The 18609-nt window shown below is 47.9% G+C and carries 18 protein-coding genes; 11 read left to right on the top strand and 7 right to left on the bottom strand.

Annotation, left to right across the window (positions count from 1 at the left end):
- Positions 1 to 165 precede the first annotated feature (165 nt).
- The 7 genes from GmarT_RS17025 (at position 166) to GmarT_RS16995 (ending at position 7113) form a co-directional block, all read left to right on the top strand.
- Positions 166 to 702, top strand: coding sequence for a sigma-70 family RNA polymerase sigma factor (locus GmarT_RS17025; RefSeq protein ID WP_044236931.1), 537 nt, complete (start codon positions 166 to 168; stop codon positions 700 to 702).
- Positions 699 to 2042, top strand: coding sequence for a FecR domain-containing protein (locus GmarT_RS17020; RefSeq protein ID WP_002645199.1), 1344 nt, complete (start codon positions 699 to 701; stop codon positions 2040 to 2042). The genes GmarT_RS17025 and GmarT_RS17020 overlap by 4 nt, the downstream gene beginning before the upstream one ends.
- 102 nt (positions 2043 to 2144) lie before the next feature.
- Complete coding sequence (locus GmarT_RS17015) at positions 2145 to 3101, top strand: DUF1559 domain-containing protein (protein WP_002645200.1); 957 nt, start codon at positions 2145 to 2147, stop codon at positions 3099 to 3101.
- A 518-nt stretch (positions 3102 to 3619) separates the two neighbouring features.
- On the top strand, positions 3620 to 3904 hold the full coding sequence (locus GmarT_RS17010; RefSeq protein WP_149303003.1) for a hypothetical protein: 285 nt from the start codon (positions 3620 to 3622) through the stop codon (positions 3902 to 3904).
- 170 nt (positions 3905 to 4074) lie between these two features.
- A complete protein-coding gene (locus tag GmarT_RS17005) occupies positions 4075 to 4392 on the top strand; it encodes a hypothetical protein (protein ID WP_044236933.1) in 318 nt (105 codons plus the stop codon).
- 54 nt (positions 4393 to 4446) lie between these two features.
- Positions 4447 to 5769 carry a Gfo/Idh/MocA family protein gene (locus GmarT_RS17000; RefSeq protein ID WP_002645203.1) on the top strand — a complete coding sequence of 441 codons (1323 nt, stop codon included), beginning with the start codon at positions 4447 to 4449 and terminating at the stop codon, positions 5767 to 5769.
- 93 nt (positions 5770 to 5862) lie between these two features.
- Positions 5863 to 7113, top strand: a complete 1251-nt coding sequence (locus GmarT_RS16995; RefSeq protein ID WP_002645204.1) for a DUF6807 domain-containing protein — start codon at positions 5863 to 5865, stop codon at positions 7111 to 7113.
- A gap of 60 nt (positions 7114 to 7173) precedes the next feature.
- Here GmarT_RS16995 and GmarT_RS16990 read toward each other — a convergent pair whose 3' ends face one another.
- A complete protein-coding gene (locus GmarT_RS16990) occupies positions 7174 to 7926 on the bottom strand; it encodes a hypothetical protein (RefSeq protein ID WP_044236936.1) in 753 nt (250 codons plus the stop codon).
- 169 nt (positions 7927 to 8095) lie between these two features.
- Positions 8096 to 9400, bottom strand: a complete 1305-nt coding sequence (locus GmarT_RS16985; protein ID WP_002645205.1) for a hypothetical protein — start codon at positions 9398 to 9400, stop codon at positions 8096 to 8098.
- A gap of 659 nt (positions 9401 to 10059) precedes the next feature.
- Here GmarT_RS16985 and GmarT_RS16980 point away from each other — a divergent pair.
- From GmarT_RS16980 to GmarT_RS16970, 3 genes are all read left to right on the top strand, one after another.
- Positions 10060 to 11643, top strand: coding sequence for a hypothetical protein (locus GmarT_RS16980; protein WP_149303001.1), 1584 nt, complete (start codon positions 10060 to 10062; stop codon positions 11641 to 11643).
- 354 nt (positions 11644 to 11997) lie between these two features.
- The gene (locus GmarT_RS16975) at positions 11998 to 12282 is read left to right on the top strand and encodes a hypothetical protein (protein ID WP_044236938.1); all 285 of its coding nucleotides are present in this window, start codon (positions 11998 to 12000) and stop codon (positions 12280 to 12282) included.
- A gap of 260 nt (positions 12283 to 12542) precedes the next feature.
- Positions 12543 to 13094, top strand: a complete 552-nt coding sequence (locus GmarT_RS16970) for an RNA polymerase sigma factor (protein ID WP_002645207.1) — start codon at positions 12543 to 12545, stop codon at positions 13092 to 13094.
- A gap of 90 nt (positions 13095 to 13184) precedes the next feature.
- Here GmarT_RS16970 and GmarT_RS16965 read toward each other — a convergent pair whose 3' ends face one another.
- From GmarT_RS16965 to kdsB, 4 genes are all read right to left on the bottom strand, one after another.
- A complete protein-coding gene (locus tag GmarT_RS16965) occupies positions 13185 to 13760 on the bottom strand; it encodes a Maf family protein (RefSeq protein ID WP_002645208.1) in 576 nt (191 codons plus the stop codon).
- A 50-nt stretch (positions 13761 to 13810) separates the two neighbouring features.
- On the bottom strand, positions 13811 to 14743 hold the full coding sequence (gene truB, locus GmarT_RS16960) for a tRNA pseudouridine(55) synthase TruB (protein WP_002645209.1): 933 nt from the start codon (positions 14741 to 14743) through the stop codon (positions 13811 to 13813).
- 58 nt (positions 14744 to 14801) lie between these two features.
- Positions 14802 to 16424 carry a CTP synthase gene (gene pyrG, locus GmarT_RS16955; protein WP_044236983.1) on the bottom strand — a complete coding sequence of 541 codons (1623 nt, stop codon included), beginning with the start codon at positions 16422 to 16424 and terminating at the stop codon, positions 14802 to 14804.
- Between the two features lie 222 nt (positions 16425 to 16646).
- Entirely contained in the window at positions 16647 to 17399 is a 753-nt protein-coding gene (gene kdsB / locus GmarT_RS16950) for a 3-deoxy-manno-octulosonate cytidylyltransferase (protein ID WP_002645211.1), read from the bottom strand.
- A 234-nt stretch (positions 17400 to 17633) separates the two neighbouring features.
- Between kdsB and GmarT_RS16945 the strand changes: the two genes are divergently transcribed.
- Positions 17634 to 18128, top strand: a complete 495-nt coding sequence (locus tag GmarT_RS16945) for a DUF420 domain-containing protein (protein WP_002645212.1) — start codon at positions 17634 to 17636, stop codon at positions 18126 to 18128.
- Between the two features lie 15 nt (positions 18129 to 18143).
- Here the strand turns inward: GmarT_RS16945 and GmarT_RS16940 are convergent, their stop codons facing one another.
- Positions 18144 to 18572, bottom strand: coding sequence for a response regulator transcription factor (locus tag GmarT_RS16940; RefSeq protein WP_002645213.1), 429 nt, complete (start codon positions 18570 to 18572; stop codon positions 18144 to 18146).
- Positions 18573 to 18609: the final 37 nt, after the last annotated feature.

Below are 18609 nucleotides of genomic sequence, written 5' to 3'. Positions count from 1 at the left end.
AAATGTGATGCGCTTTAGAAACCGTGATTCACAGGACGCCCTGCTTCTCTTCTGGTAAAACATCTTATTTTGTTGATTTTTTAATAATCTTCAAAATAGTGCGTAAAAAAATGTGGATTTGATTCCTCTATAAATCAGGAAGCTTAACTTCATCGAAAGCGACTTATGTCTACTGATATGGATATTCAATCAGATGCTGCTCAGCTGCTGTTGCAATATAAGGCACCATTATATGCCTATATTCATGCCAGTGTGCGCAACCGTTCTGACGCTGATGACATTTTTCAGGAAGTGTCAGTTGCGGTGGTCGAATCATTTTCCAAGCTGGAGGCAGAATCCGGTTTTTTTCCCTGGGCGCGTGAAATCGCGTTTCGTCGCGTTCTCGCGTATTACCGAAATTATGAGCGGGAAAAACCTGTGAACCCGCAGTTGATTGCTGTTCTTGCGGAAGCAGCAGAGCGGGTGGAGCAGAAGCAACCTGTTTCAACCAGGCGAGAGAAGTTATTGGAATGTCTGGATCGTCTGCCCGAGGTGAGCCGAACACTGATTGCACGGTGTTATGACAATTCGGGTGAAAGCCTGGGAGCGATTGCTGCCCAGTCTGGTCTCAAGGTGACTGCTTTCTATGCCAGGGTTCATCGCATTCGCGCCATCCTGAGAGACTGCATTGCGCAACGACTCCTGGAGGAATCTGTCGAATGATTCAGCTAAACGATGACCGGCTGTTACAGGAGTATCTCGACAGGTCGCTGTCGCCGGAGGAGCTCCAGGTTTTCGAGGAACGGCTCTGTAATGAACCTGAACTGGCGGAACGTTTAATCAAATTTGCCAGCGATGATCTGGTTCTGGCTGAGTGGGGAGCTGCCTTGGAACGAGCGCAGACGGACCCCGATCAGCATACTGCACTTTCAGGATCGGAACCGGTCTTTATCAAAAGTAAGAGCATGGTCACCGCTGCTGTCGTCTCTTCCGTTTGCAGCTTATTTCTTTTGCTGGGAGGGTATTTTCTTTACCAGTCTTTCTCGAATATTCCCCTGGTTACGACTTCCAAAGGGGTTGTTTTCAGTTCTGGTGAACCGGTGGAAAATCATATCAAACAGACTCTCAATGAGGGATCTGCCGAGTTGCATTTTCCCACGGGCGCGAAGGTTCTTATTTCTGCACCGGCTTCGTATGAAGTGACGGGTAATAATTCGATGCATTTACAGCAGGGGAGTTTTATTGCTAACGTTCCCCAGTCCGGAATCGGATTTCAGGTGGACACGCCTCATGGTCGAGTGATTGACCTGGGAACTTTGTTTTCAGTGCAGACCGTCGAAAAACTTGACACGCGGATTCAGGTTTACCGGGGGAAAGTGATTGCCTCTTTGATGAATCGAGCGGGAGGGATTCAGTCGAGTAAACAGGTCTCAGAACATCATTCTGCTACGATCGACTCTGTTAAAAATGAAATCGCGGAAGCGCCTGATACTCTCTCTCTCGCTGAAAAGTGTGGCATACTTCATTATTCTGATTCAGTGGTTTTGCAGGAGAAGATGCCTGATGCACTGGCCACGGGGAAATATCAGGTCTTCGAACATGATGGCCTCGCTTTTGTATTTCCGGAACGGATGCAGGTCTCATTGAAAAGTGGATTGAGCCTCGTGACGAATCCATCTGAAACCAAACCGGTGCAAAGATCTGGCATTATATCCGCGGGGACGAAGGTGGACTGCTACCGGGTCTATTATGATCCTGCTGAAAAGGAAGGAACCTTTATTCCGGTGCAGGGAGAAATACACTTTGATCGGCCCATACTGGGCGTCATCCTGGATAAAACATATCTCACCCAGACCGATCGTTTGTTTCATCCGCTCTGTCTGGAAGATTCAAATCGTGTATTCGTTCACCAGGGAACTGAAACTGACACAGGGGGTAAAGACCCTAAAGCCCGGTATGACGAAGTCATGATCTTGCCCGATCGGCGAACACTTTCCTTCATGTTGCTCTCAGGCGAACGTTTCGTTGATGAATTTCGCGTGATCGTTCAATCCTCCAACTAAGCCCCACAGACTGAACTCCCCTGGTCGATGAGACAAATCGCTCTATTGACTTCCTACTGTTTTTAATTCCCGTGTTCAAAATTCTATATGAAGAGAGAAATTATGGTATTTCAACAGCGAGTACGAAAGGGTTTTACATTAATTGAGTTGCTGGTCGTCATTGCCATTATTGCAATCCTGATTGCGTTATTATTGCCCGCGGTCCAGCAGGCCCGAGAAGCTGCCCGACGAAGTACCTGCAAGAATAATTTGAAACAGCTGGGAATTGCATTGCATAATTATCACGATTCACATCGAGTTTTTCCTTTTGCGACCGTTTGCGGCGTTAATACCGCTGCCCACACAGGACAGAATCATGCGCGTCAGTCCTGGTTTCATATGGTCTTGCCTTATGTCGACCAGGCACCATTGTACGATAAATTGAAAGACGGTTTTCAAACAGGTACTGTCAGTGACTTTGCATCTCATCCGCAACGCTCAGTCAAAGTACCGGTTTTTATGTGTCCTTCCGATCCCAACAGTGGCAAAATCGGTAGCCAGCAGAGTACGTTTTATTCAAATTATTTACTCTGCTCCGGATCGACGACACAGGGGGCAGATGGAACGTTTCCGAAATTAAACGGGATGTTCTTTTATGTGTCAAGCATCAGGATGAGGGATGTGACCGATGGCACTTCCAATACAATCGCCGCGGGCGAAATCAATCTGGTTCCCGATGTCGCAGGAGGCAGTTCCGTTGCAGACTGTCTGACGATTGGTGACCTCCGCGGCAGGATCTGGGGGACAAAATATGTGGGAGGCGGGACGTTTACTACGTTGCAGGGCCCGAATTCTTCGGTGCCTGATACCGTGACCTATGGTTACCACAGAGATTACGCACCCATCAGTACCACCTGCTCCAGTGGTGACAATGCCGTTTATGCACGCAGCCGACATACTGGTGGCGCACATTTTCTCCTGGCAGACGGTGCGGTGCGGTTCATTTCCGACAATGTCGATACAGCTACGTTTCGTCATCTGGGGACTCGAGCAGGGGGAGAAGTTCTGGGAGAATTTTAGACCTGGTTTTACCTGTTCAGTGATTCGGTATTTCTATCTGCATCGGATCAGGTCACTTTTTTTATAATTCTTTATCAAACGTGTCATGAGACATTAGCACCAGCACTGTCGGGCAAGCCGACAGTGGCACACACACATACACATACACACACGTCTGATTTAGCAGGACACATTGCAATCAATATAAAGGTTTCCGTGTGCCACGGACCGGCTTGTCCGGCCGTGTCGAATGAGTATGGTGAGTCCGGTTCCAGATTGTCCGTGGCAACTGCAACCTCCTGCTCGCTGCGCTCGGCCCGAATTGTATTTGGGCTTACCCTGGCTTCAGGGGGGCTGCTTCTTTGGGCACCGTTGGACAAGCCAACTTTGCCACCCGGGGCGTGTGAGGACATTGAGCTTTTGTCGATTTTGAAGGACCTACTTATGTTTGATGCGTTGTTTGATTTCTGTATTCCGTCGCATGAGGGAGTATTTTCGGAAAGGGCATATGGGGGTCAAGAGGAGATGAATCAGAAACTGTGGCGATACAGGTTGATACCGGCGCGATGCCGGGCGTTACCGGGGCGTTACCGGGACGAAGTGTTGCGAAGTGTGGCGACCCGCAGGCATACATCACGAACGGGTGTCGTTTCAGGCAGTGCAAATCTGGAAAAAACAGGCTCATTTGCGGTGAAGATTTTGAACAACTGGCCGGTGTTTCAGTGCACTGTAAACTGGTCACGCGCGCGACACAGTTAAACGCTTATCTTGTTTCGATGCAGGATGAAGTCAAGTCGAATTTAATCAGTTACCGTATTCACTGATTCTGAGATTTTATTATTTGTGAAGAAGTGTTTGGGCCAAATTTTCATTACTGATCGAGGTGTCAGCCATTTTTAACTCTAGAATCAATGCATGTTGTTATCTGTTATTGTTACTTCTGAATCTGTCGGTTATCACAGGCTGTGGATCGCAGGGGAACAGTGGACCGGAAATGGTTGAAGTGAAAGGGACTGTTTCACTGGACGGGAATAGCATTCCGGTCGGCGATATTATTTTTGAGCCCGCCGATGGGGCAGGGCCGGCAGCAGCCGGACAGATCCGGGAGGGGAAATTTGATGTGCAGTGTCCTGTCGGTACAAAAAAAGTAATCATCTCCGCGGCTAGAAAGACCGGTAAAAAAGGGAAAGAGTTCGGTGAGGATATTATGGAATCCTACATACCTGCGAAATACAACACGGAGAGCGAACTACAGGAAAATGTCAGCCAGGATTCTGAAAACGAATTTCATTTTGTCCTGAAATCGATGTAGAATAGAAGATCAACCCGATCCTCAGATCTGAATATAATGAGAGGCCTTAAATCAATGTCATTTGATTCCAAAATCACGCGTCGAAAAATGTTACGAGATTCGGTACTGGGAAGTGCCGGGCTCTGGCTCGGGGGGAGTTCCCTGGCGGCAGAAAGTAAATCAGCCAATGAGAAACTCAACATTGCCTGTATTGGTCTGGGGAACCAGGGGAATGCGAATCTGGGTCTGGTTTCCAGTCAGAACATTGTCGGCCTGTGTGATGTCGATTCAGCGCGCACGGCGAAATATGCAGCAAAATATCCCAAAGCAAAAACCTATGCCGATTTTCGTGTCATGCTGGATCAGCTTGATAAAGAGATTGATGCGGTGGTCGTGACCACCCCTAATCATTCGCATGCGACCATTGCCATTGATGCGATGCGTCGTGGCAAACACTGCTATTGTGAAAAACCCCTGGCTCATTCCATCCATGAAGTCCGTGAGATGCAACGCGTGGCGAAAGAACAAAAAGTCGTCACGCAGATGGGAACTCAGAATCACGCAGGAGATAATTACCGCCGGACTGTCGAACTGATCCAGTCAGGCGCGATTGGCGATGTCAAACAGGTGCATGTCTGGTTTGGAAAACCTGGTGGCTGGCGACGATACCAGCGTGTCGTTGATCGTCCCACGAGTCCACAGCCGATTCCTGAAACTTTGAACTGGGATTTATGGGTCGGTCCGGCTCCCATGCAGAATTTTCACCCCTGTTATCATCCACACGACTGGCACTACTGGTGGGATTTCGGCAACGGAACCCTGGGTAATATGGGTTGCCACTATATGGATCTGATCTTCTGGTCTCTCAACCTGCAGTATCCCACAACAGTGGAAACAAAAGGACCAGAGTTGCATCCCGATTCCACTCCCTTCTGGCTTGACTGTCACTGGCAGTTCCCTGCACGAGGCTCGATGCCTCCGGTAGAAGTGATCTGGTCTCATGGCCGTAATACTCCCCAGGCTGTTCTCGACCTGGGGGGCCCTGATTGGGCAGCCGGGATTCTGTTTGTCGGCGAATCGGGGATGCTTGCTGCGGATTACAATAAGCGGATCTTAATGCCTGAGGAAAAATATGTCGGCTTCAAGCCACCCGAAAAAACGATTCCAGATGCGATTGGCAATCATCGCATGGAATGGTATGAAGCCTGTAAAGGGAACGGCAAGACATTGTGCCATTTTGATTATGCCGCCCCTCTGACCGAAACGATTCTACTGGGAAATCTGGCCTTTCGAGTTGGCAAAAAAGTGGAATGGGATGCAGAAGCCATGCAGGTCGTGAATGCTCCCGAAGCAGCCAAATATCTACAACGCGAATACCGCTCAGGGTGGACTCTCTAGAACGCATCACATTTAACCATAGCGTTTGTAAATCTAATATACTCGGTCCAAATGGGCCTGGAGACGCTACAGAAAAACTGGATACAGACTAATATGAAAATTCGAACAATCAATCAGGCATTGGTTTTTAACCTGACAACCCTGGTGGCGATTTTAATGGGAGGGCTCGCCGTTTCAGAAGCGGGCCCCGGCGTATATCTGGAAGTGGCTGCAGGTAATCAGGCACGTCAAAACTGTGTGGTCAGCATGCCTGTACCTGACATGTTTAAGAATCAGAAACATCTGACACTGTTTCGTCTGGATAAGAAGCAGGAAATCCCTGTTCAGATCGGACAGGCAGGAGAGCAGAAAGAACTGGTCTGGATTATGCGGGACTTACTACCCGCGGGCGCGACCAGAAAATACCAGCTCCTGACTGGCGGGACTGGCAGTCAGCAGAAAGAGCAGGTCACCGTAATTGATGATGGCGAACATTTGAATGTCAAAGTCGCTGAGAAACCGGTGCTGACCTACAACCATGCGATTGTGAAAGCACCCAAACGGGATGAATCCTACTACGACAAAAGCGGTTACATTCATCCCCTCTATACGCCTTCGGGAAAAGTGATCTCTGATGATTTCAATCCCGATCATCCGCATCAGCATGGCATCATGTTGTCGTGGCGTAAAATCCTGTTTGAAGGTCGCGAGAATAATGGCTGGGATCAAAAATCGCAGCTGGGAAAAGTGGAGCACAATCAGGTCAATTCCTTTTCCGGAGGTCCGGTTTTTGGATCCTTTACGACAACGATCGATCATATTGATCTGACAAAAAAATCTGGTCCCGTGACGATGCTCAAAGAGGTCTGGCAGGTGCGGGTGTATGCGCTGGATGAGCAGTTTCTGTTCGATATCAGGTCAAACCAGAAATGTGCGACTGACCAGCCGGTCACGATCGATAAGATCCATTATGGAGGCATGACAGTCCGTGGTCATGCAGACTGGCATGGAGCGGATGCTTACAACTATCTGACCAGCGAAGGAAAGGATAAGCTGACAGGCAATCAGTCGCGGCCGTCGTGGGTCGAGATGTATGGCCGGTTGGGAGACGAGACAGCGGGGATCGCCATTCTGAATCATCCGGGAAATTTCCGGTTTCCACAGCCTGTCAGGCTGCATCCGACGATGCCTTACTTCTGTTTTGCTGTTGCCTCTCTGGATCCATTTATCATTGAACCGGGGAAATCGTTTGTTTCACGCTATCGCTATTACGTGCACGATGGCAAGCCAAATGCGGAACAGGATCAACGTTTATGGGAAGACTACGCTCATCCTCCCCAGGTCAAAATTATCTCGGCACCGTGACTCTGAAACAGAAACGACTCGATCCAATTGATCGAGTCGTGGTATTGAAGTCTGTTCTGCTTATTCTGAGTCTGTCGCAGGCTGCTTTTCCGGTTCCGGTTTCGTTTCACCTGGAGGCGCCTGTTCCGTAGCAGGTTCTTTCTCGGCTGCGGGCGCCATTGCCGGGATTTTGATGGATTCAATTATGCTGACAATTTCTTCTTCATTGTAGTTTTCACTGGAGATCTGTATTAACAGGAAGGCCGCTCCCTGGTTACCAGGGAAGACTCCTGTAACCTGATGGAATTCTTTCCCGCTTTTGTCAGTCCCTACCGCAAAGTTGAATTTAATTTTCTCGCCATCGATATCGAATTCGCGAACTTCATCTTTGGTAATATCGAGCTTTCGCTGATTCTGATTTGACCGCTGCATGCTGTCACGAAATTCTTTATCCATATCAATCATGCCATCATCGGGAATTCCCATACTTATGAGATAAAGCTCTCCAGGCTGGGGGTGATACACGTAAATGGCCATACGCATGTTGATGAATTTCAGGGACATGGCTGCCTGCGGTACAAAGGAATCGGGAATCGAGATGTCAGTGATCTCGTCCTGAATCTTTTTGATTTCCCCTTTATTCTGAGTCCACTCAATCCCTGCGTTCCGGGCAGCCCAATAAACACCACCACAGCAAAGCAGCATGCACAGACCACCAATGCCTAACAGAATTAACAGGACCTTTACGCCCGTACTCATCCCCTGCTTTGGCTGAGCAGAAGACTCTGGGAGAAAGTCATCATTTTCTTCTGAATAAAAATTGTCATCAGACATGGCAGTAATGCCTCTTTCGAAGTATCAGGTCGATTTGATTGGTGTTTGCAGAATCCAGTTGTCTGGCGTTCGGGAGACGAAATCCGCTGCAGTATTTACAGGGAAAGTCTATACGGAATGCGGTAGAGAAACGAGCGTAATCTAAAACCGGATCATAAAAATATGAGAATTATGACCAGTCCGAATCCTCTCCCGCGGCATTCTGGCGTTCTGCTTCACGCCATTGTTTCTGCAGTTTTCGGCGTTCCCGTTTGCTCAAGCCTTTGAGCTGTTCCGGGTCGTGAGACTGATCGACACGAATATTCTTTTGTGCCGGCTTGTTTTTTTTCCGAGAAACCGTTTTAGCAGCAGGGGGCTGCGACTTTGTTTCAGCAGGTTCAGGGGCCTTAGGCTTTTCAGGAACCGAAGCCACCTCCTTCGGAGCTGGGGCTGATTCAATTTCTTTCGACTTTGCAGGAGCTTTTACCGAACTCTGTTTTTCTTCGGACTCTGTTTCAAGTCGAGTCTGTTCTGCTGCTTCCTGTTCTAATCTGGCTGTTTCCTGCTGTTTTTTACGAAGGAGCGCTTTCGCCACTCGTTTAGCTTTTCGTCTGATGCGGCGACGACGCAGGTACTCGCCTCCGAATTTTGTGAGCCGTGAAGGAACCTTTTCCGGTAAGTCAACGGACTGGTACAGCAGGTGGTGTGTATGCAGCAGCAGGCTCGTGAAGAAACACCAGTGTGCGAATAACAGCAAACCGGAGCCAATCAAATGGTGATAGGCGGCTCCCGGAATCAGGTTATCGGTGAATTGAAATGTTAAACAGGCAACGTATGAAGCGACTGAGATGATTGTCATGTTCAACCCTGCCCGATCGCCACGTAATTCGAGATACGTCATTAAGGCAACGCTGAAACCCAGAATGAGTGTTGGTACCATCCAGGCTAACAGCTGGGTATGAGGTCCCCAGTCAAACAACTTTAATTCGATGACGGTATCGACCCAGACCTGATGGAGATTGGTCGTGGTGCATAAAGCAAACAGAAACAATCCACTGGCAACCCATTTCCAGAGACGGTATCTGCCTGAAAAGTCATGCAGGCTCAGAGTCCGCAAGGCTGCAATCAATAATGCCAGTTGTCCTGAAACCAAAAGAAGTGCGCCACTTAGAACATGTGATAGTGGACTGGTTTTCAATGACAGGTAACCGGCCAGGGCGGACTCGGGTCTGGTCAATTCCGGTCGATAAAGATCAGCCGCAATTAACGAGGCAAAACAGAAGAGCACTGGAAGATAATAGACAGACAATTTCCAGCGTCGGGGGAAAATGATTGTCCGTAAAGGAAACTGTCCAGCCGCGAAACGATGGGTTCGGGCGATATTCTGAGAGACAGTATCCTCGTTTGAATCTTCTAGAGACTCGGAAGATTCCGACGCCAGTCTGCGACGTCGGCGTTCATCCATGGAACGAGAGCCGGCAAATCCAGTAGACATTGATTCTCTTTGTGATCCTTCAACGAGATCTTTGTCGTTTATATGAGATTACTGTAGAGAAGTTGGGAAATTCAAGCTTGAGTGGGCCACGATCCTCGGGCGAACACTCACTGATTTCATCAACCTGAAAAAAGAAAGACACTTCTTTCATCGGAAGAAAACAATCTCAGACAAGAGAGTCGGTTTTGAATTGGATTCTGATTTAAAGGTTCAGTTTGCTGTATGGGATTTATATTTTTTAATTGATACGGTTTGTCTGACGATCAATCTTCACTTAGGCCACCCATGGCTCCCAAATTAAATCGGCCACATTTTATGTGATCTCTTTTGTGTATAAACAATGATGCCAGAAAAGTAGTTAACTGCTGTTTTTTAAATGGTTTAAGAATAGTTGTGGTTTATCGGCCCGGTTTAGTGCGCACGCCGATTTACAAAGTATATAATAGGCCATCACAGTGCCATCCGATGCAATTATTAATAAATGGAGTTTTACTATTATGTTCGTTAACTGGAAGAACCTGCTGATTCTCAGTTTGCTTCTTTTTTCTTGTAGAGGTGTTTCCGGGGCTGAGTTTTCACAAACAGCGATATCGTCAAATGCGGGGATTGTCATACGCCTCAAGCAACCTGGAGAAACACAGCAGAAGCTGACATCTATCATGAATCAGGTAGACGAATCTCTGAGTACGATTTTGGGAGCAAATCTACGGACGTTTCTGGGGCGTTCTATTTCCAACCCCACTCTGGCAGGTGTCGACAATACACGTGACATGTGTGTGGGAGTTTTTCTCAGTCAGACGAAACGGCCCGGGTTGCTCTATGTAATTCCTGTTTCTGATGAAGCAGCTTTCAAAGCTGGCCTCGGTGAAAACTATAAGAGTGTGGTTCAGGAGAAATGGATCATCTATAGCGAAGATCAGATGCTTATTGATCAGGCACTGGAAGTCATTAAAGATTCAAATCAGAATTTCCAGGCTCTGATGAGCGCGGAAGCGAAAGAGATGTTTGCGACAGGAGATTTCTCCGTGTATGTCAATTCGGAGAAACTGGTCACGATCTATCAGCCTCAACTGAAGTTGGCCGGTCAGCAGTTCCAGCAGGCTCTGACTCAGCTTTCGGAATCAGTAAAGACATCACCTGGTGTGAATACAGCACCGATTTTATCCATGTATTCAGCGCTAGGCAAAGGAGCGCTGCAGGCGGTTCAGGACTCCCACAGTTACACAACTGCACTTACGGTTGAACAGGGAGGGCTCAGACTGGACAGCCTGTTTGAAGTCAAACCAGACTCACAGACAGATCAGTTATTTCAAAAAAATCCACCTAAACAATTTGATCTGCTGGGTAAATTTCCTGCCGATCAACTGGCTTATTTTGCAGGTGCCGGGAATACGGATGCCCTGATTACCTGGGGAATGAATTTTACGGCGCAGATGTTTGATGAAACCACTGAGAATCAGGAGGCTCGTCAGAAGTTTGACTCGATTGTGAAAGCGATTCGCAGTTTGAAATTTGGGAGTTATTATTTCTCATTCGAATTAGGCAGACTGTCGGAAGGTGTGTTGAATGCCTACACGGTTTCAGAAGTATCTCCGTCTGGTGAAATGCGAAAATATACCCGTCAGATGATGGCCATGCTGAAAAATATGTCACTCCCCGGCGTCAAACAGGAAATCAAGTATACTCCTGACGCTGAAAAAATCGGCGATGAAACAGTAGACTTGACTGTCATCAAACAGGAGGTTGATCCTGAGTCTGATCCGCTGCGGATTCAGAAACGAATGCTGGAAATTCTGTACGGAGCAGAGGGAATTACGAATCGTATGGCTTACCCAGAAGGAAAAGTACTGCAGGCAATGGGGGGAACGGCTTCGATGGGAAAATTACTGATGGCTCTGAATGCCCCATCCGATTCGAGACAGATTGCACAAAATCAACCTGCTTTCAAATCGGCTCTAAGTAAAGGTTTGGAGCGGTCCAATCTGCTGGCCTTGATCGATGTGCCAATGATCCTGACAAAAATCATTGACATATTGGCCGATCTTCAACATCAGAAAGCACTTTTTCCAACAGATCTGAAGGAAAAACAGGGGATTGAAGTATCTTACCTGACTTTCAGCCTGGCGACAGGTCAGCAGTTTCTCAGGACCAAAACCTATGTTCCGGTTCAGAATTTGAAAAGCGGCTTCAAACTATTTACTGTTTACTCAGCCAGAAGAGAGAAAATCCAACCTGCGAACTGAAAAAAGCGTGAAAACAGTTATGAGAAAATAACCAGCATCTTAGTAGTGATAAGTTGTTGATATCAAAAGGGATGTGCGAAGATGCGATGGTCAGGATTCACTAACGAATGGTGGAGAAATGAACATTTTTGCAAATCTTCTCTTGAAAGATTCGACATTTTACCGAAAACTGTCAAAAATACGCGAACCATAATCAGACAGACTCTGTCTAATTGGCGTAGGAGAATTCCTGATTTATGAGTTGGGGATAATCTGTAATTTATTTGTGAACGGAATTGTTCCGTTTTTCCTTTCGAGGTAGTAACCTCGCTTTTTTAGTCTCTTTCTCTGCGGTTTAACGCAGGAGGTGCACTGATGATTTTCAATAAACAGAATCGTCGTTTCGTCGTCAAAGCAATTAACAACAGCGCGTTTGTCAAAGCAGCTGTCGTGAAAGCCATCGATGTCGTCTGTGCCGCCCTCCGTCTGGATTCGTTAAACCCTCTAAGTGGAGAACGATTGTCGGAATCCGGTGGTATGCCGGGGACCCCCCCGATGGGTTGGCATTGTTGTCAACATCAACCATCAATGCATTCGCTATATCAAAGATATACGCGGATAACGGGTACCCAAACCACTGTGACCGGAACTGCTTCGTAGGCAGTCTCCCATTCCCTGCTTTTCAGCAGAAAATCGTTTTCTCAAAGTGGTTGGTTTAACTCAAGCCGAGTTGAACTGACTGTGCCATTTCGATGGCGAGAGCAACTCACCGGGTGTCTGTCCTGCTGGTTAAAAGAACGCATTCTTTTTCCTGCAATCGACTGACCCTGATGCTGTTCTATTCTCGCTGCGAATCTGCATTCCACTTTGATACGCCTTGGATAAAAGTCCTTTTTCAGGGACAGAGAAGAGATAGTACAATGGAAGATCAGAACTTAGTTGAATTAGTTACTGCTGCTCAGAACGGGGATCGTGAAGCTTTTGGTTCACTGGTGGTTCAGTTTGAATCAACTGTATTTGCGATCGTCATGAAGCGATTACGGAACCATGCAGAAGCCAGCGAAGTGACCCAGGATGTATTCATCCAGGCAATGCGAAAACTGTCTCAGCTGAATGCACCGGAACGTTTCGGTGGATGGTTGCGGCAGATTGCCGTCCGGATGTCAATCAATCGAGCTGTGCGTCGGCCTAACGAATGCATTCAGAGCCCGGATACAATCATCGTCCTGGACGATGAACCAGAAAGTCCCTTGGATAAACTTCTGGAAAGTGAACGGGCAACCGAATTGCGAGGCGGACTGGAACAGCTGGGTGAAGTTGACCGGCAGACATTGATCTCATTCTACTTCAAAGGTCAGTCCCTGAAGGAGATGAGTCACGAATTTGATCGACCTATCGGTACGATCAAGCGGCGACTGCACACCGCGCGTAATCGTCTGCGGGAAGCATTGCTGGACCTGCAGTCCGTTTAATGCGAATTAATAGTAACAAGAAAAACGTCTGTAGAGGGAAACTTCTGCAGGCGTTTTATTTTATATCGAACTATAAAATACCAGACACAGTCAGGGAATCGTGATGCCGGCTGTGATCAACAACGAGGTCAAAGCAATCAATGGGATTCCAGTAATCGCGGAATGATCCGTCGACTGAATCTCTTCGAACAATGTGATTCCCTGGCTCTCAAGTTTATATGCTCCCGCACAATTAAGGGGTTGATCGAAGCGGACATAACGTTCAACGGCAGGTCGACTGAGATCTCTCATTTTGAGAGTGGTCTGATTAATGTGCGTCTCTAAAAAATCGGGCCCGATCACCGCAATCGCAGTGATCAGCAGGTGTGTTCGTCCCTGCATGGACAGCAATTGCTCTATCGCAAGTTCCTCTGAACCAGGTTTTCCCAGAATCCGATTTTCAAACGAAACCAACTGGTCACCACCAATGACCACCGCCTGAGGGTGTTGTTGCGCCACCGTTTTTGCTTTTTCCAAAGCCAGTACTTCAGCCAGTGTATCAGGAGTGAATCCGGCCTGTTTAAACAGGTCTTCATCCACGTTGGGATCACACGTCTCAAAATCTAATCCGATACGTTTCAGTTGTTGAGCACGATACGGTGAAGTGCTGGCCAGAATGAGTTTCATGTTGGTTTCTCTCAGCGGGAATCTACTCAGGCGTTCTTGCTGGATAGAAACTAATTATTAGGTGCGGGGTGGAAAACCTGCCGTGGGGACAACTGATGCGCTTCCGGCTCCCAGTCGGCAATTGCTACCAGTTCGGTCTGAGGGCTGATCACAGCCACTTCAATGATCTCGTGTGTTGCTGGAAAATATTCTGGTTTACATTTCAACTTTTGTCCCTGGCTGAGTGAGAGGAGTTCCCGTTCATTGCAGTGGTAGTGTGGCAGTTGTTCCACAGCGAGTATCGCCGGTTGTATATTGTCAGCAATCGTGCCGAGAGAAAGTTCTTCATCCAGTTCCATTGCTGAATCCAGTGTGAAGGGGCCAATACGGGTACGCGTCAGTGCCGACATCGTGGCACCCACCCCTAATTGTTCGCCCAGGTCGCGACCAATGGAACGAATATAGGTTCCCGAGCCACACACGATGCGCAATTGAAACCGGGGAAATGAAAAGTCCAGTAATTCGATTTCGTAAACATCAACTTCACGGGGTTGAATTTCAAACGATTTACCACGTCGTGCCAGATCGTAAGCCCGGCGACCGTTAATATGAACGGCGGAATACTGGGGCGGAATCTGTTGAATCCTTCCCTCGAATGCAGGCAGACAGGTTTCCAACTCCGGCAGAGTTACCTGTCGACAGTCAGCTGTCTCGCTGATTTCACCAGTGATGTCATCAGTATCACTGCGTTTTCCCAGAAGAAATTCACCGATATATTCTTTCGGTTGCTGCTGGACAAGGCGAATCAACCGCGTGTTCGAACCAGTACACAGAACCAGTACCCCCGTCGCGAGTGGATCCAGGGTTCCCGCATGACCCACTCGGGCTGGTTTAATCAGCTTCTGGACCTGATCGACAACCTGCCGCGAAGTGATGTCCTGTGGTTTATTGATATTCAGCAGACCCGATATTTTCAAATCTGCGCCAGATTTTTTGGAACTCATCGGAGAATGTGCCCATTGATTCTGGTGGTGACAGCAAAATAGATGCTCTGCCTTTAATTCAGACCGAGACCCGAACTTTCTGTTGATGATAATTCAAAGCGGCACCAACAAAACCTGCAAACAGAGGATGCGGGCTGACTGGTTTCGATTTGAATTCCGGATGGAACTGCACGGCCAGATACCAGGGATGGTCCGGAATTTCAACAATTTCTACCAGATTGCCATTGGGGCTGGTTCCGGTTGGAATCATCCCGGCGTCAATCATTTGTTTGCGATATTCAGGATTGAATTCATAGCGATGGCGATGCCGCTCGCTGATGGAGTCAGCTCCGTAGCAGGTATGAGCATGCGAGTCTCTGGAGATGATGCAGTCCTGGGCTCCCAGCCGCATTGTGCCTCCCTTTTCTGTAATCTCTTTCTGCTCTTCCAGCAGACAGATGACAGGGGCACTTGATTCACTGTTAAATTCTGTACTATGTGCGTCGGGCAGTCCCAGAACATTTCGGGCAAACTCAATGACGGCACATTGCATTCCCAGGCAGATACCAAAGTAGGGTATTTTGTTTTCGCGGGCAAACTTAACAGAGGCAATCTTTCCTTCGATGCCACGTTTGCCAAAGCCTCCCGGGACCAGAATTCCGTCAACATTAGACAGTAACGCTTCAGTACCCTGGCGTTCAACTTCCTCCGCTTCAATCCGCTTGAGCAGGATGCGTGTGGAATGATGGAAGCCGGCATGAAACAGGGATTCATAGATCGATTTGTAAGCATCTTTATGATCGATGTATTTACCGACTACTGCAATCGTGACTTCATGTTCCGGATTCTTGACGCGGTTCAACAGGGTACGCCAGTTGGACAGGTCGAGTGGTTCCGCATCGATCTGGAGTTTTTTAACGATCAGTTTGTCGAGTCCATCGTCGGCTAGTCCCTGTGGGACTTCGTAAATCGAATACTCCGTATCGACTTCTTCAATCACGGCCCCTTTTTCGACGTTACAGAACAACGCGATTTTGTCAGCATGGTCTTTATCCATTGGACGCTCTGTGCGGACAATCAGTACATCGGGTTGGATACCAATTTGACGAAGCAGGCCGACACTATGCTGTGTCGGTTTCGTTTTCATTTCCCCGGCGGCTTTGATGTAGGGGACCAGAGTCAGGTGGATAAACAGGCAGTTTTCCTTGCCGATATCCAGAGGGATCTGGCGAATTGCTTCCAGGAAGGGGAGACCTTCAATATCCCCGACCGTTCCTCCCAGTTCTGTAATCACGACATCGACATCAGAACTGGCCAGGTTATAAACTGACTCTTTGATTTCGTCCGTGATATGAGGGATAACCTGTACGGTCGCTCCCAGGTATTCGCCACGACGTTCTTTTTCAATCACACGCTGATAAATCTGACCGGTTGTGTAATTCGATTTCCGTGAGAGTGGGCTGTTTGTGAATCGCTCGTAATGTCCCAGGTCGAGGTCTGTCTCTGAGCCATCATCGAGAACATAAACCTCGCCATGTTCGTAGGGGTTCATTGTTCCCGGGTCAATGTTGATATAAGGGTCGAGCTTCTGCATGCGGACTTTTAAGCCGCGCTGTTCCAGCAAAAGTCCAATAGACGCCGAAGTCAGGCCTTTACCCAGGGAACTGACTACTCCGCCTGTAACAAAAATGTGTTTAGTGATGTGTTTGGTCATTTCGCAATCTGTTTCTCGAGACGTCGTTGAATAATGTTGCATGATAGGCAATTCTTCGCGAAATTGCACGCTTCAAAATCAGGAAAACCACGACCAGATTTCAGGAAGCGTATCTGACAGTTCATCAGAGTCGGATCTGGCGTGTTCGATTAAGGTAAATTGTATCAGCCACTTATGATGACAGATGCATTCTGCTTACGGTGCGGATACTCATGTGATCTGCTGATAGCGTTTGACAAATTGCGCATAATCTTCCGGGGTGTCGATTCCCACTGAGGGATGGGTGACTTGAGCGACTTGAATGGTGGCACCTGATTCCAGAGCACGTAACTGTTCCAGCTTTTCCAGTTGTTCCAGAGGAGTTGGTGGTATCTGAGTCAGATTCAGCAGGAAAGGTCGGCGGTATGCATAGATTCCCAGATGTAGCAACCAGGGACTCTGGTCAGGCAGCAGGAATTCTGGACTCTGATCACGTGTGTATGGAATGGGCAAGCGACTAAAGTACATGGCAGAACCGTCAGTCCGGCAGACAACTTTAGTACATGAAGGGTCCTGCAGTTGCTCCAGTTCACGAATGGGAGTCGCCAGTGTGGCCATATCAGCAGTCGGGGACTGAATCAATACATCGACCAGCTGATCGATAAACACTGGCGAAATCTCAGGCTCATCTCCCTGGATATTAACCAGAATATCAGCATCAAAAAGTTCCTGTTTTGCCACTTCTGCAATACGGTCAGTGCCGTTGGGATGCTCACCTGTCAGGCAGGCTTTACCGCCAAATCCATGTACGCATTCCAAGATTTCCAGACTGTCTGTAGCGACGATTAACCGGTCCAGTCTTTCGGAACCGGCTGCAGCTTCCCAGGTGTGCTGAATTAACGATTTACCGGTTTCGTTCAGCAGTAGTTTTCCGGGGAGTCGGGTTGAATGCAGTCTGGCAGGAATTACGCCGCACACTAGCATGGGAACACCTCCTGTGTTTTTTTGATTGACGGCTCTTACAGGAACCGTTTCCTGTCCGGTTAATTTATCAACCGATTATGTGAGACATCAAGTGGGAGACTGGTAAAACCAGCTCTTTAATGACAGGAAGTCTGGGAGTATTGCCGACAGGCTGCTATTGGATGAGATCTGATGTTCTGATATGGTGTGCGACGATAAGTTTGGTCTCTACCTATTCCCAGACAGGATTTTCAAATGGAGCATGGATTTTTAGGCTATCGCTCAACATTCATGTTGGATTTTGTTGTTTCGGCACTCATCCTGATTGTGCCTTTATTGTTATTCAGTCTGTTCACGGTCAAAATCAGACATAATTTTTCCTTACACAAAAAACTGCAGATATTACTGGGGGCAGTCCTGCTCGTTGCAGTAACTGCGTTTGAAGTGGACGTGCAGCTCATGCACGGCGGTTGGCAGAATATCGTCAATCAACGCGAGACCCCGTTGACTCCCGAACAGTTCCAATACGTTCGAAATGTGTTGTATGTCCACCTGATTTTCGCTGTCAGCACACCGCTGTTCTGGGGCGCAACACTGTTTCTGGCACTGAAACGGATTCCTGATCCACCTGCACCCTGTGCCCATAGCAGTCTTCATAAGAAGCTGGGCTGGATCTCGACAATTGATATTACACTGACATCGGTAACAGGTTTGTACTGGTACTATGTCGCATTTGTCGTCAGCGGTTGAAAGCTTCTTGACAGATCAGGATTTTTTCCGAGAACGCGTGACCGGTCCCTTATCTGGTTTCTCATCGTCACTGCTGTCTTTGGCAAGGACGCGGGCAATGGCATCCAGAAAGATATCCATTGCAAATGGCTTTCGCAGATAATCATCCACTCCCAGCATTTCAGCGTAAGCTTTATGTCGACCCCCTTCATTAGCGGTAATCATAATCACTTTGGGGGGGGAGGGGAGTGATTTGAGAGACTCCAGTACTGGGAAACCACCCATTTTAGGCATCATCATATCGGTAATGACCAGGTCCGGGTTTTCAGATTGTGCCAGCTTTTGACCTTCCAGACCATTGGGGGCAACAATGATATTGTAACCTGCTGACTTGATAACACCGCTTAAAGTACTTGAAATTTCACGGTCATCTTCGATCAATAAAATCGTGTAATCGGTTGACATGGTTTTTTAAATTCCCTGGAGAAACCAGTTGTTTCTC

It is taken from the genome of Gimesia maris, assembly GCF_008298035.1.
GTDB classification, from domain to species: domain Bacteria; phylum Planctomycetota; class Planctomycetia; order Planctomycetales; family Planctomycetaceae; genus Gimesia; species Gimesia maris.
This window is presented reverse-complemented; position numbering and strand designations above follow the sequence as displayed.